Source organism: Algoriphagus sediminis, assembly GCF_030403435.1.
Lineage (GTDB): Bacteria > Bacteroidota > Bacteroidia > Cytophagales > Cyclobacteriaceae > Algoriphagus > Algoriphagus sediminis.
In genome coordinates this window covers 237,499-251,111 of the sequence record NZ_JAUEPH010000001.1, presented here as the reverse complement: position 1 = coordinate 251,111, position 13,613 = coordinate 237,499, and the positions used below count along the sequence as shown (strand labels likewise).

Below are 13,613 nucleotides of genomic sequence, written 5' to 3'. Positions count from 1 at the left end.
TGCAAATGTACTAACCTGTGGCCCTTTTTGACTAATCTGAGATTAAGCAGAGTCTAATTTGGAATTTGTCCAAATAAGGGGTTGTGTTCTACAAAGCATATAACTCTTGGGAACATGAAATGATTCCCATTTTTTATTCTTATTTTAATAGTTGAAATGAGTAGAATATTTTTTTGGCTTAGATCAAATTTCGGCTTTTCAAAGAAGGAGTCCAGAGGTTACTTACTAGTAGTCCCTATCCTATTTTTGATTTATTGGGTACCCAGGAGCCCCTTATTTCAAAGATCTGATCAAATGGATAATTATAGTCAGGAGGAGTTTGACTCTCTTTTGGCTAATGGCTGGATGGTGGCGGAATCTGACTTGACGTTTAATCCAGCGGATACATCCAAGAGCCCCTCTTCTAATATAGATTCAGGAATCAAAGTTATTTCCATTTCAGAAGCTGATTCTGTAGTCCTCCAAATCGTTCCTGGAATTGGTCCGACGCTAGCAGGCAGAATTGTCAAGTATAGAGAAAACCTGGGCGGATTTCATTCAAAAGAGCAACTTTCAGAAGTTTATGGATTATCAGATGAAGTTTCTGAAAGGATTTGGGAGTATTTTTCTTTAGATGAAATATCACTCGAAAGACTTCGGATTAATAGCATTTCCAGAGATGAACTGGCGAAACACCCCTACGTTTCATATGGTGCTGCTAAAGTTATTTTGGCTTATCGGAACCAGCATGGGCCATTCCAATCTTCTGAGGACCTCCAAAAAATTAAAATTTTCGATGAATCATGGATATCGAAAATATCCCCCTATTTGGATTTTGAATACTAAATTTCACTTGCTGTTTTTTCGTCCATCTTTTGTGTTCATATTTGCTATGTGGATGATTTATCTCCAAAACTTTCCCTACCAAATCTCAATCTCCCTGAGATAAATCCCAGGATCAGCCGAAGTCAGGGTCAGACCTACATTTGGGATGCAATCCGAGGAAAAGAGCTCGTTTTAACTCCTGAAGAATGGGTTAGGCAACACTGGATTAGCTTTCTTATAAGGCAAAAGCATTACCCAAAAGGTCTGTTTTCTTTAGAAAAAGGACTGAAATATAACAGTTTGCAGAAAAGAACGGATGTATTAATCTATAACAGAAATGGGCAGCCATATCTACTCATCGAATGTAAAGCACCTCAGGTAAAAATCACCCAAAAGACCATGGAACAAGCGGCCATTTACCACAAACAGTTACAGTCAGAATTTCTAATTTTATCGAATGGTCTGGTGCATATTTCCCTTCAATGGTCACCGGAGAAAAATTCTTTTGAACAGATCAAAGAAATTCCGAAAACCCCCAAATAATCAAAATGTTTTACTGACTTTTGTCATGCTTTTAGTATATTTCCGTTAGTTGAAAGTACGATTACCCCCCAGCATATGCCTACGAAAATTAAGAATTCCCCTTGCGACCTTTGTGCGAGTAGAAAGCAATCTCTTTTTTCTGAATTGTCTGCTCCAAGTGTATGTACTATTTCGGAGTTTAAGAATTCGATTTCTCATAAAAAAGGTCAGATTCTATACTACGAAGGCACGCGTCCTCTAGGAGTGTTTTGTATTAAATCAGGTGTAGTAAAGGTTTACAAAACAGCCTCCAATGGAAAATCTCAAATTATTCATCTTGCTAAGGCAGGAGATTTTCTTGGGTACCACGCCTTGCTGGGAGAAGAGAATTACAGCAATACTGCAATGATTATAGAGGACGCTACTATCTGTTTTATTCCTCGTGAAGCCTTTCTTGGGACTCTTTTTTCTGATACTCCTTTTTTTAAGAGAGTGACCAAAGCTCTAAGCCATGAGATAGGAGTAATGGAAGAAAAACTGACCGATGCTTCACAAAAAAGTATTCGTGAGAGATTGGCTTTTGTACTTCTTCAATTGTCGCAGACATTTGGTGTGGAGGGGGATGAAAACAAAAAAATTGACCTCATACTAAGTCGGGAAGAAATTGCCAGTATTGTAGGAACAGCCACTGAATCAGTAATTAGACTTTTATCAGAATTTAAAAAGGATAAAATTATCAAACTAGAGGGTAAGAAAATCATCGTAATTGATCAAAGAGCCCTCGCAAGAATGTCAGATTTCTATGCTTAGTGAACCTAGACCCTAATTTCTAGGTTCTTGAGAAATGAGTATTTCAAGTAAATTAATCCTTTTACCATCCCTTATATTTTTTTTACTAAGCTCTCATGCCCTTTCAGGCCAAAGTTTAGCATATGAGGCACTTTTAAATACTATTTACAGGGACAAAGTAACACTTCTAAAACCCGAGCAAATTCAGAATTTAAACTCGTACCAAATTCTAGATACTAGAGAGAAAAATGAGTTTGAGGTGAGCCACCTCAATGGGGCTTCATGTGTAGGTTATGATAATCTTGATTTGGAGAAAATAAAAACCTTGGATAAAAATAAGCCTGTTTTGGTTTATTGTACGGTTGGTGCTAGATCTCAGGACGTCGGAGAGAAATTGATTGATATGGGTTTTAAAGAAGTTTATAATTTGTACGGAGGCATCATCCATTGGGTGAATGAAGAAAACCCGGTTTTTCATAATGATGACCAGACCGATCAGGTTCACACCTACTCAAAGACCTGGGGAATTTGGCTAAATAGAGGCGAGAAGGTTTATGATTGACAGTATAGTCAAGCGTGCGACCAAAAGTATAAACTACTTCGTATCTGAATACGATTATCACTCTATCTTAACCCAACGAATTCATTTTATGAAACCAATCATTTTAATCTTCGCATTCTTTCTCACTATTGCTTGTGGAGGACCAACACCTGGGATGGCAGGAACAGAAGCTCCGGATCATTCAATCTGGAATACTCTTTTGCAAAAACATGTGAGGCCCGATGGTAGAGTGAATTACAAGGGCTTTATTTCGGAAAAAGCTTCTCTGGAAACTTATCTTGAGTTACTGAGTAATAACGCCCCGGATAGAGAAGTATGGTCTGAGGAAGAACAGCTGGCCTACTGGATTAATGCTTACAATGCATTTACGGTTAAACTGATTGTAGATAATTACCCCACAGAAAGTATCAGGGACTTGGGTCCAAAGCTTAAAATTCCTTTAGTAAATGATGTTTGGCATTACAAATTCTTTAAGATTGGAGGACAGGAATCCAGCCTTGATGAAATAGAGCATAGCATCTTGAGAAAGGAATTTGAGGAGCCTCGTATTCATTTTGCGATCAATTGTGCATCTGTATCTTGCCCGCCACTGCTAAATGAAGCCTTTTTTCCGGAAAAACTGGAGGCACAGCTTGATAAGGTGGCTAAGGGCTTTGTCAATGATCCCAGCCGAAATAAGATATCCAAAAATGAAGTTGAGGTCTCAGCGATTTTCTCTTGGTTTAAAGGAGATTTTACTAAAAATGGATCGCTAATCGATTTCTTAAATAAGTACAGCAACATTAAGATTAATTCAGACGCCAAGGTTTCACATATGAAATATGACTGGAATCTGAACGAATAACCTTAACTTTTTAAAATCTGATAAATCAACCTAAACCAAACAATGTCAAATTCCCGGCACATTGTGATCATTGGTAATGGCATTTCTGGTGTCACGCTAGCGAGGCATCTGCGGAAAGCAGACTCTAATGTCAGGATCACTTTAATTTCAGGAGAATCGAAGTATTTCTTTTCCCGCACGGCCCTTATGTACATTTATATGGGCCACATGAAATTTGAGCACACTCAACCCTATGAGAATTGGTTTTGGGAGAAAAACAGAATTGATCTCAAAGAGGGATGGGTGAAATCCATTGACTATAGTTCCAAAGAGTTACTCTTTTCCGATGGTGAGGATTTGAAATATGATTTGCTTGTGTTGGCGGTGGGTAGTAAGCCGAATAAGTTTGGCTGGCCAGGTCAGGATTTGAAGGGAGTTCAGGGACTTTACTCAAAGCAGGACCTTGAGCTCATGGAAGAAAATACTCAGGGGAATGTAGAAAGGGCCGTCATTGTTGGTGGAGGTTTAATAGGAATAGAGATGGCCGAAATGTTGGCCTACCGGAAAATTCCTGTGACTTTTCTGGTCCGTGAAGAAGGTTTTTGGACGAATGTTTTACCCAAAGAAGAATCAGAATTGGTCGGCCGCCACATTCGAGAACACCATATCGATTTGAGACTTTCGACTGAACTTGATGAAATATTAAGTGATCAGAATGGTAGAGTCAGGGCCATCCGAACAAACACTGGCGAAGAGATCCAATGTCAATTTGTGGGTTTAACAGCGGGAGTTAAACCAAACGTGGATTTTCTCAAAGGTTCAGATCTTGAGGTAAATCGTGGCATCAGGGTAAATGAGTTTTTTGAAACTAATATTCCTGAAGTTTATGCGATTGGTGATTGTGCGGAGTTTGAACAGGCCCCTGCTGTGGATAGGAAAAACATTGAGCAGGTGTGGTACACCGGACGAATGCACGGGGAAACATTGGCTCAGACACTCTCAGGTGAAAGAACACCCTACCGACCGGGTCATTGGTTTAATTCAGCCAAGTTTCTTGATATAGAATACCAGACTTATGGAACTGTACCTGCTGTCTGGAATCAAAAAGAAGTGGACTCTTTTTACTGGGAACATAAAAATGGGAAGATATGCTTTCGTATGCTAATGGATAAAAAAGGTCTTTTGCTTGGTGTTAATAATTTCGGATTTAGGTTACGTCATGAGTTTTTTGACAGGGCTCTATCTGAAAAATGGCCAGGTGCCAAAGTCATAAAAAATTTGAAAAGAGCGAACTTTGATCCAGAGTTTTTCGCTCCCTACCACCAGCTTATTCAAGACCAATTTCTAAATGAATATGGCGGTGATTTTACTGTTTCTAAATCTTCCTGGACACAAAAACTATTTGGAGCCAAACTATGAACATTATTCAAAAAATAGGGATTGGACTATTCTTGATTGGGATGACCGTTTTTATTGCCATGCCTTTTATCGGTAATTATACACTATCGGAAGAACAGGTAAGAACCGCCACCAAGGAAATTCATCAAGAACAGATGACAGAAATTTTGGCCCCGATGTATGGGGTTGAGTATGGAAGTAACTTTGCCTTTCTTTCCGCTTTTAATGAAAATTTCTCGACTTATAATGATGCCCTTAAGGATCAAGGTGCTTGGGACCAAGTTATTTGGGATGATTATGGGTTTCCTCTTGCTATGGCGGCTTTAGAGAGTCCAGTCAAATCTCAACCTTGGATATTTCTTGGACTTAGCATTGGGTTATGCGTGTTAGGAGGACTATTCTTCATTTTACCTCAATATCGTGGGGAGCCGGAGGGGATTAAGAACAATGGTATTTACCATTCTTCCGCTACCTCAAGAGGCTTTATCGGGATAGCCACAGGTACTTTTCTCATACTTTTCTATGTACTTCTTTACTGGTACCCTGCTTATTTAGCAAATCATGTTTGGATGGTAAATCCGCTCAGCCTTTTACTCAGTGGAAACCCGGCAAGCCAGTGGTTCCTCTATGGGTTTATTTACACTTTGGCCATCGCGGTAATGGGAGTGAGAATGTATCGGAAATATCGAGGAAACAAATATCAGATTCTAAGAACCAGCTCGGTGATTTTCTTCCAGACAGCATTTGCCTTTTTGATTCCTGAGATTCTGGTTCTTTTGAACCAACCCTATTTTGACTTCAAAAATATCTGGCCTCTAGATTACGATTTCTTCTATAGCTATAATTTGGATACCCTAATAAGCTCTGGCGGTTTCGGGTTATTCATGCTAATGTGGGGGATACTTTTGATCATTATTGGGGTACCTCTATTGACTTATTTTTATGGGAAAAGATGGTATTGCTCTTGGGTATGTGGATGTGGAGGTTTAGCTGAAACGGTTGGTGATCCCTACCGACAACTTTCGGATAAATCCCTGAAAGCATGGAAGTATGAACGGGTAATAATTCACAGCGTTTTGGTTTTGGCGGTGGTGATGACTGCACTGACCTTGGTGAATTATTTTATGTCATTTGAGCTTCTTGGGAATGTCACCAATCAGTTACACTCATTTTATGGATTTGCTATTGGGGCAGCCTTTAGCGGAGTAGTTGGAACTGGTTTTTATCCTTTTATGGGGAATAGGGTCTGGTGTCGATTTGGATGTCCCTTGGCAGCTTATTTGGGATTGGTTCAAAGGTTCAAGTCAAGATTTAGAATTACCACGAATGGAGGACAATGCATATCTTGCGGCAACTGTTCCACCTATTGTGAGATGGGAATTGACGTGAGATGGTATGCTCAGCGTGGACAGAATATAGTTCGATCATCCTGTGTGGGCTGTGGGGTTTGTTCCGCAGTATGTCCCAGAGGAGTGTTGAAACTGGAAAATGATAATGAGGAAAACAGAATCAATGATATGCCCATCATAATTGGAAATGATTCGATAAAGGTCAACGCATAAATGCTTTTGTTGTACATTTTGATAGGAGTATACTCACTGGGTATGCTTTTTATTTTCTTTTATAGCCTCGCTCAGGGGCATTTGCTTTTCCATTTTATTAAAGCTCGAAAAGAAGGTTCCATATCTCCCGAGCCTCTTTCTCAGCTTCCCAAAGTCACCATCCAACTTCCTATTTTTAATGAACTCTACGTCTCCGAACGCTTGATCGAGGCAGTTTCGAAGATCAACTACCCGCAGGAGCTTTTGGAAATTCAAATTCTGGATGACAGTACGGACAAGACTTCTGACCTTATCAAAGAAAAATTGACGTCTTATCCCGATGTGAACTTTCAATATATCCACAGAGAAAATCGCAAGGGTTTTAAGGCTGGAGCATTAAAGGAAGGCCTGGAGGAGGCCAAGGGAGAGTTTATTGCCATCTTTGATTCGGACTTCATCCCAGATCCGGATTTTCTAAATAAAACGCTTCCTTATTTTTCAGATCAGGAAGTCGGTTTGGTACAAACCCGATGGACACACTTAAATAGAAATTATTCCTTACTCACCCGCTTGCAGGCATTTGCTCTTGACGCCCATTTTTTAGTGGAACAAATGGGTAGAAATCATCAATCAGCTTTTATCAATTTCAATGGTACAGGTGGAATTTGGAGAAAGAGCTGTATCCTCGATGCAGGTAACTGGCATTCGGATACCTTGACCGAAGATCTTGACTTGAGTTATCGTGCCCAAAAAAGAGGGTGGAAATTCATTTATCGACCAGAGATAGAATCCCCTGCAGAGCTTCCTCCGATCATGTCCGCTGTGAAATCCCAACAATTCCGATGGACAAAAGGAGGGGCAGAATGTGCCTCGAAACATATTGCCAGTGTTTTATCAGGAAAGTTTCCGATTCACACGAAAATTCATGCCTTTGCTCATCTCTTCAACAGTGCAATTTTCATTGTCATACTAGTTGTTAGTTTGACATCTATTGCTGTCTGGTGGGCAGGAGTAATGGGTCTGATTCCCGAAAACCTGTTTAGAATTGCCGGGGTATTTATGATTGGGTTTGTGATTATTGCCGGGGTCTATCTTGTTTCTTTTTTCTATGGAAAAAGGAATTTCTTCCAAAGCTTGATTGGAGCTTTGTGGCAACTTCCACTTTTCCTTTCAGTATCCATGGGACTCGCTCTTCACAATGCACAAGCTGTCTGGGAGGGTTTGACAGGAAAAACATCACCCTTTGTCCGCACTCCGAAATTTAATCTCGAAAGTGGAAAAGTGAAGCTCAAAACCAATAAGTATCTCCCTAGCAAAATCCCAGTAACTACTTGGTTTGAAGGAGTTTTGATGTTGGTTTTTTTGGTAATGGTTGGCTTAAATATCTGGGCAGGAACATATGCCATGCTTCCTTTTCATCTGATGCTCGCCGTGGGATATGGGTTAGTTTTCGTCACTTCTTTCCAATCTTACGGACTGAGTAAATAGCATGAGTCAAAAAAAATCACCCATCATCGATGTGATCATTCCTGCATTTAATGAGGAAAAATCAATACCCAAGGTCATAGCCGAAATTCCTGACTTAGTCCGGCACATTGTGGTGGCCAATAATAATTCCCAAGACAGAACCTCTGAGGTGGCAGAAGAGGCAGGTGCTAAGGTAGTTTTTGAAGAGCAGAAAGGATATGGAAAAGCTTGCCTCACGGCTATGGACTGGATTAAAGGCCAGAATCCCCAGCCTGATATCGTAGTATTTCTGGACGGAGATTACAGTGACTATCCTTGGCAAATGACTGACTTGATCAAACCTATTCAGGAAAATGATTTTGATCTGGTTATAGGTAGTCGTTCCTTGGGTAAAAAAGAATCGGGCTCCATGACGATTCCCCAGGTTTTTGGGAATTGGCTAGCGACGAAACTGATGAGATTTATTCAAGGAGCTGAATTTTCTGACCTAGGCCCATTTAGAGCTATCAAGTGGAGGGAACTGTTAAACCTGGAGATGCAGGACGAGAACTTTGGTTGGACCATAGAAATGCAAATTAAGGCTCATAAAGCAGGTCTGAGATACACAGAAGTTCCGGTTGATTACAAGAAAAGAATAGGGGTTTCAAAAGTTAGTGGTACGGTGAAGGGGGTATTTGGCGCGGGGTATAAAATTATTTTTACGATTTTTAAGTATTGGTAAAAATGAAAACCATGAAAAAAGTAATTCTATCAGTAATTGTATTGGGACTTTTTGGCTGTCAGGAAAACAAGAGGGCAAATATCGATGAAGAAAAATTCGGAGGATATTGGTATCAAAATAGTGCTGAAATTAATGTTTACGAACTTGATCAAATTCGATATGGGGAGTCACGAAAAGGAGAAGCAGTAATGATTTTTGTAACTGAGGATTTTTCCAGGAAAGATCAGGTGAAACTGGATGACCCTCAGAGCAATCCTTCAGATGCTCAAAAGGTGATGAAATTGAATAAGACTAGATCTTTTCAAACTGGAATTTACCCTTATGAAACCATGCTTTCTGTCTTCACACCTGTTTATGAGGATAAAAATAGCCCCAAAGTTGTGGCGTCTATGACGGAGTGGTGTGGCCAATCATTCACTCAAATGAATTGGAAAAACGGCGGATATCGCATCCAGCAATTCTCCTATTTCCAAAGTGAGGGAGATCAGGAAGTCAAGGTCAATGCACCCAGTGAGGATGAACTTTGGAACTTATTAAGATTAGACCCTGAACTGATTGAAGAGGGCGAAACAGAATTATTTCCAGGGCTAATTTATCAGCGATTCTCTCATATTAATTTAAAGAAGCAAAAGGCCATTATTTCAAAGAATTCCGTAAATGCTTTAACCGCTGAGATGGTGGTGGACTATGCAGATATCGGAAGAAAACTCTCTATTCGATACCAAAAAGAATTTCCCTTTGAGATTCTCTCATGGGAAGAGGAAGAAATAGGTAGAAATGGAGACACTCTAGTCACAAAAGCTCTCAGAAAAAAGGTGAGGCAACTGGATTATTGGAATCTGAATTCCACCGAAAATAATGATTTGGCGAAGGCCCTTTCACTTTGAAATCAAAAAACTCCATAGCCTATTTTGGTTTGTCCATCTTGGCATGTCTGGCCTATATCTGGATAGGTTACGGAATAGATAGAGAGAGTTTTTTCCTTCTATTTGGGCTTTATTCTTTTTGCTTTTTTATTGGGTTGCTTCTTTCGAAGCAAAGCGAAAATATATCCTGGCAACTACTCTTTTTTATAGGCTTAATTTTTCGATTAAGCCTTTTTTGGTCTGTTCCCAATCTTTCAGATGATTATGCCCGGTTTCTTTGGGATGGGGAGTTACTAGGTTTGGGATCAAATCCCTATGAAATGCCCCCCAAAGAATGGATGGCTCAGAATCAAGAATTGATAAGTTCTTATCTAGAGAAACTCTTTCAATTGATGAACTCAAAAGGGTATTTCTCTATTTATCCTCCGAGCAATCAATTGATTTTTTGGTTTGCTGGCTTAGTCTCAGATTCTCAAATAATCTACCCAATTATCATTTTAAGGCTGGTTTTGGTTTCTGCCGAAATGGGTGTTTTCTTTCTTTTACGTAAACTGCTGTTAACCCTAAAACTATCTTCTTCAAGGATAGGCTGGTATTGGTTAAATCCTCTGGCAATTCTGGAAATAAGCGGGAATCTTCATTTTGAAGGCCTGGTTTTGGCATCTATTCTAGGAGCTTTATTCTTTATTTCCCGATCCAATGTCTTTGGAACATCGGCCTCGCTTTTTGCAGGTGTTGGAATTAAACTGGTTCCTTTAATTTTGCTCCCATCTCTTTTCTTTGATAAGAATTTTCGAAAAAAACCCACTTTTTGGTTAGGAGGGCTTTTGATTTTTTTTCTTGCCTTTTCACCCTTGATTATTGATCAATCCTATGTGAATCTATGGGAAAGCATTCGCCTGTATCAGGGTAAATTTGAATTCAATGGATCGGTTTATTATTTGCTTCGGGAGGTTGGATTTTGGATACAGGGTTATAATACCATAGCTACTCTCACCAAGATTTTGAGTTTGACTACTTTCGTTTTGATCATTTGGTTTAGCGTCAAGAATTCGAAGAGAGATACTTCGGGAATTATCCGCCTTTGGGTGAGCATTTATCTCATTTATCTTTTTTTACAGCCTGTGGTTCATCCCTGGTACTTGCTTCCTGTACTGGGACTTTCGGTTTTGATCAATTCCAGAACAGCGATTTTGTGGTCATGGACCATTATATTCTCTTATCAGGCTTATGGAAATATTGATTTTTATGAGAATCCACTTTTTTTGTGGATTGAGTATGTTCCTGTATTCTTACTGGTTTTTTGGGAATTCCGGCAAAATAAATTGAACTATCCCTTTCAAGTCAGCCAAAATGAAAATTAGATTTTCCTTTTATTTAATGTCCATCTGCATTTTTCTTTTCTCCTGCGAATCTGAGACTAGAGATTCAAAAGCCATTGTTCTGCTGGAAAAATCTGCAGAAGCTCACGGTGGGCAGGAGAGATGGTCAGAGCTTAGGAAAATCTCGTTCAAAAAGTGGACTATCCTGCTTGACTCGCTTGGCAATACTGAGAATGAGACTAATCAGCTCCAATCCTTTCAATTGAAGCCACAGTTTCAAGGAGAGATCAGCTGGACAAAGGATAGTCTATTGCATGTCAGTACTTGGGATGGAAGTCAAATGAGCTATTTCATGGGCGAGAATGAGGTTAAGAATCAGGATTTTCTGGACCAAAGGAAAAGTGAAATCGATGCTGCATTTTATGTTTTGGCGCAGCCGTGGAAGCTTCTTCAGGATCCTAATGCAAAGCTGCAATATCTGGGAGAGGGGGTATTCGATGGAGGGAAGAAAGTCCTGACCATAGAGGTTACTTATGGGGAAGATTCAGACATTTGGTGGTACTATTTTGACCCTGAATCATTTCTTATCGTAGGGAATGAAGTTCAATTGAGCGACCATCGAAGTTTAATTATAAATGGACAAATGGAAGAAGTGGAAGGGATGATGTTCCATGGTGCCCGAACTAGCTACAGAGTGGACGATCAAGGTCGAAAACTTTATGTTAGAGCTAGGTATCGCTATTCTGATTATGAGTTGGAATTTGATTGAGTTAAAAAAAAATGAACCTTACTATTCAAAATTTCCTTTTCCCCAAAACCTTTGAAATGAGAAGTAAATCTTCACTTATAATGATCTTCCTTGTGCTTATTTTAATTTGGTCTTGTGGCTCCAGGACCGAGGCTGAGAAGATAGTGGGAAATGCCATTGTCGCACATGGGGGAGAAAACTACTTCACCTCCCACATCAGTTTTGACTTCAGGGATATACATTATCAGATTTTCAAGAGTCCAAAGGAATATGAATACAGCAGGGAGTTCACGGATTCTACTGGAAGGGTTAAGGATGTGCTGAATAATGGAGGATTCATAAGAACAGTAAATGGGGCTCAAATAGATACTTTAACTGATGAAAGAGTAGGAGCTTTTTCCAGATCAGTGAACTCAGTGGCTTATTTTGCTTTTTTGCCCTACGGGCTAAATGACCCTGCAGCTATTAAATCCTATGAGGGAATCACTGAGATAAGAGGTGAAAATTATCATCAAATCAAAGTGACTTTTAAGGAAGAAGGTGGAGGAGAAGATTTTGACGACGTTTTTTTGTACTGGATTGGTGTGGAGGACTTCTACGTAGATTACCTCGCCTATAGCTACCATACCGATGGGGGAGGAGTCAGGTTTAGAGAAGTAAGTGATGTGAATGAAGTGGGTGGAATACGATTTCAGAATTACTTGAATTTCAAGCCGATGGATAAGAATACGCCCGTAGATAAAATGAAGGAACTTTATATTTCTGGAGAATTAGAGTTACTTTCAGAGATAAATCTTGAAAACATAGAAGTTAACTAAACTCGAAATTTATATGAATCCTCAAAAGCTTAAATTTAAAAATAGCCGGGGATTCGATTTAGCTGCAGATTTATATCTACCTCTGGATGAGACCCCAAAGTACTTCGCACTTTTCGCTCATTGTTTCACCTGTTCCAAAAATTTTTCGGCAGTTACCAAGATTTCCAGGGCTCTATCAAATGCAGGGGTAGGCGTTTTAAGTTTTGATTTCACAGGTCTGGGAAGGAGTGAAGGGGAACTGGTAGATTCCTCTTTTGGGTCTAATGTTACCGACCTTCTAGATGCCACGGAATATCTCACAGAGCATTATCGGGCCCCTCAGCTACTAGTTGGGCATTCACTTGGTGGTGCAGCGGTACTTTATGCATCCGCAAAACTGGATAATGTAGAAGCCATAGTAACCATAGGCGCCCCATCTTATCCGGCACATGTGAAAAATTTATTCAAAGATGGCTTGACTGAATTGGAAGAAAAAGGTTCTGCAGAAGTTCATATTGGGGGCAGGCCTTTTCGAATTGATAAGCAATTTGTGGATGATTTGGAGCAAAAGCCGCTCAGCTCATTTCTCAATAAACTGAGAAAGTCGCTTTTGATTTTTCATTCTCCTCAAGATGAGATCGTTGATATAGAAAACGCTGCAGAAATCTATCAGGCAGCATTCCATCCTAAAAGCTTTATTTCTCTTGATGGGGCATCACATATGATTAATGATGATGATGACAGTAATTACATTGCAGAAGTAATCACTTCCTGGGGTAGTCGGTATGTGAAAGTGCAAGAGCCAGAAGGCCCTATTCACGACTTGAAAGGAAATCAGGTGCTGATAAGGTTATCCGGCAAAGGCTTTACCACTGAAGTCAAGACTCCATATCATCACCTACTTGCAGATGAGCCTGTTGATGTTGGTGGAGCCAATCTTGGTCCAACTCCCTATGATTTGTTAATGTCTTCATTGGGTACCTGTACTGCCATGACTTTGAAAATGTATGCTGAGCGCAAAGACTGGAAAGTGTCCGAAGTGAAAGTCTATTTGAATTTTGAGAATATTCATAAGGAAGATGCCTTACATCCGAATGAGACCAAGTCAAAGGTTGGTCAATTCACTCGTTTGATAAAAATAGAGGGTCAACTTGATGACAAGCAAAGAGCTAGATTAATGGAAATAGCAGATCGTTGTCCGGTTCATCGAACCCTCAGTGAAGAGATTGAAATAATCACCAAACCAATTTGAA

14 protein-coding genes are annotated in these 13,613 nt (G+C 39.8%); all 14 read left to right on the top strand.

Annotated features, from left to right (window positions below):
• Positions 1 to 156: 156 nt before the first annotated feature.
• The 14 genes from QVH07_RS01100 to QVH07_RS01035 all read left to right on the top strand — a co-directional run bounded on the left by QVH07_RS01100 (position 157) and on the right by QVH07_RS01035 (position 13,612).
• Positions 157 to 825, top strand: coding sequence for a ComEA family DNA-binding protein (locus QVH07_RS01100; RefSeq protein WP_289998276.1), 669 nt, complete (start codon positions 157 to 159; stop codon positions 823 to 825).
• Positions 826 to 873: 48 nt separating this feature from the next.
• A complete protein-coding gene (locus QVH07_RS01095) occupies positions 874 to 1,347 on the top strand; it encodes a type I restriction enzyme HsdR N-terminal domain-containing protein (protein WP_289998275.1) in 474 nt (157 codons plus the stop codon).
• A 75-nt stretch (positions 1,348 to 1,422) separates the two neighbouring features.
• Entirely contained in the window at positions 1,423 to 2,136 is a 714-nt protein-coding gene (locus QVH07_RS01090) for a Crp/Fnr family transcriptional regulator (RefSeq protein ID WP_289998274.1), read from the top strand.
• Positions 2,137 to 2,170: 34 nt separating this feature from the next.
• Positions 2,171 to 2,677 (top strand): rhodanese-like domain-containing protein, encoded by a 507-nt coding sequence (locus QVH07_RS01085; protein ID WP_289998273.1) that lies wholly within the window; start codon positions 2,171 to 2,173, stop codon positions 2,675 to 2,677.
• 88 nt (positions 2,678 to 2,765) lie between these two features.
• On the top strand, positions 2,766 to 3,521 hold the full coding sequence (locus QVH07_RS01080) for a DUF547 domain-containing protein (RefSeq protein WP_289998272.1): 756 nt from the start codon (positions 2,766 to 2,768) through the stop codon (positions 3,519 to 3,521).
• A 42-nt stretch (positions 3,522 to 3,563) separates the two neighbouring features.
• The gene (locus QVH07_RS01075) at positions 3,564 to 4,919 is read left to right on the top strand and encodes an NAD(P)/FAD-dependent oxidoreductase (protein WP_289998271.1); all 1,356 of its coding nucleotides are present in this window, start codon (positions 3,564 to 3,566) and stop codon (positions 4,917 to 4,919) included.
• Entirely contained in the window at positions 4,916 to 6,460 is a 1,545-nt protein-coding gene (locus QVH07_RS01070; protein ID WP_289998270.1) for a 4Fe-4S binding protein, read from the top strand. The genes QVH07_RS01075 and QVH07_RS01070 overlap by 4 nt, the downstream gene beginning before the upstream one ends.
• A gap of 42 nt (positions 6,461 to 6,502) precedes the next feature.
• Entirely contained in the window at positions 6,503 to 7,927 is a 1,425-nt protein-coding gene (locus QVH07_RS01065) for a cellulose synthase family protein (protein WP_435367050.1), read from the top strand.
• Between the two features lies 1 nt (position 7,928).
• On the top strand, positions 7,929 to 8,627 hold the full coding sequence (locus tag QVH07_RS01060; RefSeq protein ID WP_289998268.1) for a glycosyltransferase family 2 protein: 699 nt from the start codon (positions 7,929 to 7,931) through the stop codon (positions 8,625 to 8,627).
• A gap of 11 nt (positions 8,628 to 8,638) precedes the next feature.
• Positions 8,639 to 9,514, top strand: a complete 876-nt coding sequence (locus tag QVH07_RS01055; protein WP_289998267.1) for a hypothetical protein — start codon at positions 8,639 to 8,641, stop codon at positions 9,512 to 9,514.
• Complete coding sequence (locus QVH07_RS01050; RefSeq protein WP_289998266.1) at positions 9,511 to 10,857, top strand: MptA/MptB family glycosyltransferase; 1,347 nt, start codon at positions 9,511 to 9,513, stop codon at positions 10,855 to 10,857. The genes QVH07_RS01055 and QVH07_RS01050 overlap by 4 nt, the downstream gene beginning before the upstream one ends.
• Positions 10,847 to 11,584 (top strand): DUF6503 family protein, encoded by a 738-nt coding sequence (locus QVH07_RS01045; RefSeq protein WP_289998265.1) that lies wholly within the window; start codon positions 10,847 to 10,849, stop codon positions 11,582 to 11,584. Before QVH07_RS01050 ends, QVH07_RS01045 begins: the two co-directional genes overlap by 11 nt.
• Before the next feature lie 56 nt (positions 11,585 to 11,640).
• Positions 11,641 to 12,381 carry a DUF6503 family protein gene (locus QVH07_RS01040; RefSeq protein WP_289998264.1) on the top strand — a complete coding sequence of 247 codons (741 nt, stop codon included), beginning with the start codon at positions 11,641 to 11,643 and terminating at the stop codon, positions 12,379 to 12,381.
• Between the two features lie 13 nt (positions 12,382 to 12,394).
• Positions 12,395 to 13,612, top strand: a complete 1,218-nt coding sequence (locus tag QVH07_RS01035; protein ID WP_289998263.1) for a bifunctional alpha/beta hydrolase/OsmC family protein — start codon at positions 12,395 to 12,397, stop codon at positions 13,610 to 13,612.
• The last annotated feature ends 1 nt before the right edge of the window (position 13,613 follow it).

Bases quoted from the DNA above. Each gene is read 5' to 3' on its own strand.
- QVH07_RS01075 (WP_289998271.1), top strand. From the start codon at position 3,564: ATGTCAAATTCCCGGCACATTGTGATCATTGGTAATGGCATTTCTGGT.
- QVH07_RS01080 (WP_289998272.1), top strand. From the start codon at position 2,766: ATGAAACCAATCATTTTAATCTTCGCATTCTTTCTCACTATTGCTTGT.
- QVH07_RS01040 (WP_289998264.1), top strand. From the start codon at position 11,641: ATGAGAAGTAAATCTTCACTTATAATGATCTTCCTTGTGCTTATTTTA.
- QVH07_RS01045 (WP_289998265.1), top strand. From the start codon at position 10,847: ATGAAAATTAGATTTTCCTTTTATTTAATGTCCATCTGCATTTTTCTT.
- QVH07_RS01065 (WP_435367050.1), top strand. From the start codon at position 6,503: ATGCTTTTTATTTTCTTTTATAGCCTCGCTCAGGGGCATTTGCTTTTC.
- QVH07_RS01060 (WP_289998268.1), top strand. From the start codon at position 7,929: ATGAGTCAAAAAAAATCACCCATCATCGATGTGATCATTCCTGCATTT.
- QVH07_RS01035 (WP_289998263.1), top strand. From the start codon at position 12,395: ATGAATCCTCAAAAGCTTAAATTTAAAAATAGCCGGGGATTCGATTTA.
- QVH07_RS01090 (WP_289998274.1), top strand. From the start codon at position 1,423: ATGCCTACGAAAATTAAGAATTCCCCTTGCGACCTTTGTGCGAGTAGA.
- QVH07_RS01085 (WP_289998273.1), top strand. From the start codon at position 2,171: ATGAGTATTTCAAGTAAATTAATCCTTTTACCATCCCTTATATTTTTT.
- QVH07_RS01070 (WP_289998270.1), top strand. From the start codon at position 4,916: ATGAACATTATTCAAAAAATAGGGATTGGACTATTCTTGATTGGGATG.
- QVH07_RS01100 (WP_289998276.1), top strand. From the start codon at position 157: ATGAGTAGAATATTTTTTTGGCTTAGATCAAATTTCGGCTTTTCAAAG.
- QVH07_RS01055 (WP_289998267.1), top strand. From the start codon at position 8,639: ATGAAAAAAGTAATTCTATCAGTAATTGTATTGGGACTTTTTGGCTGT.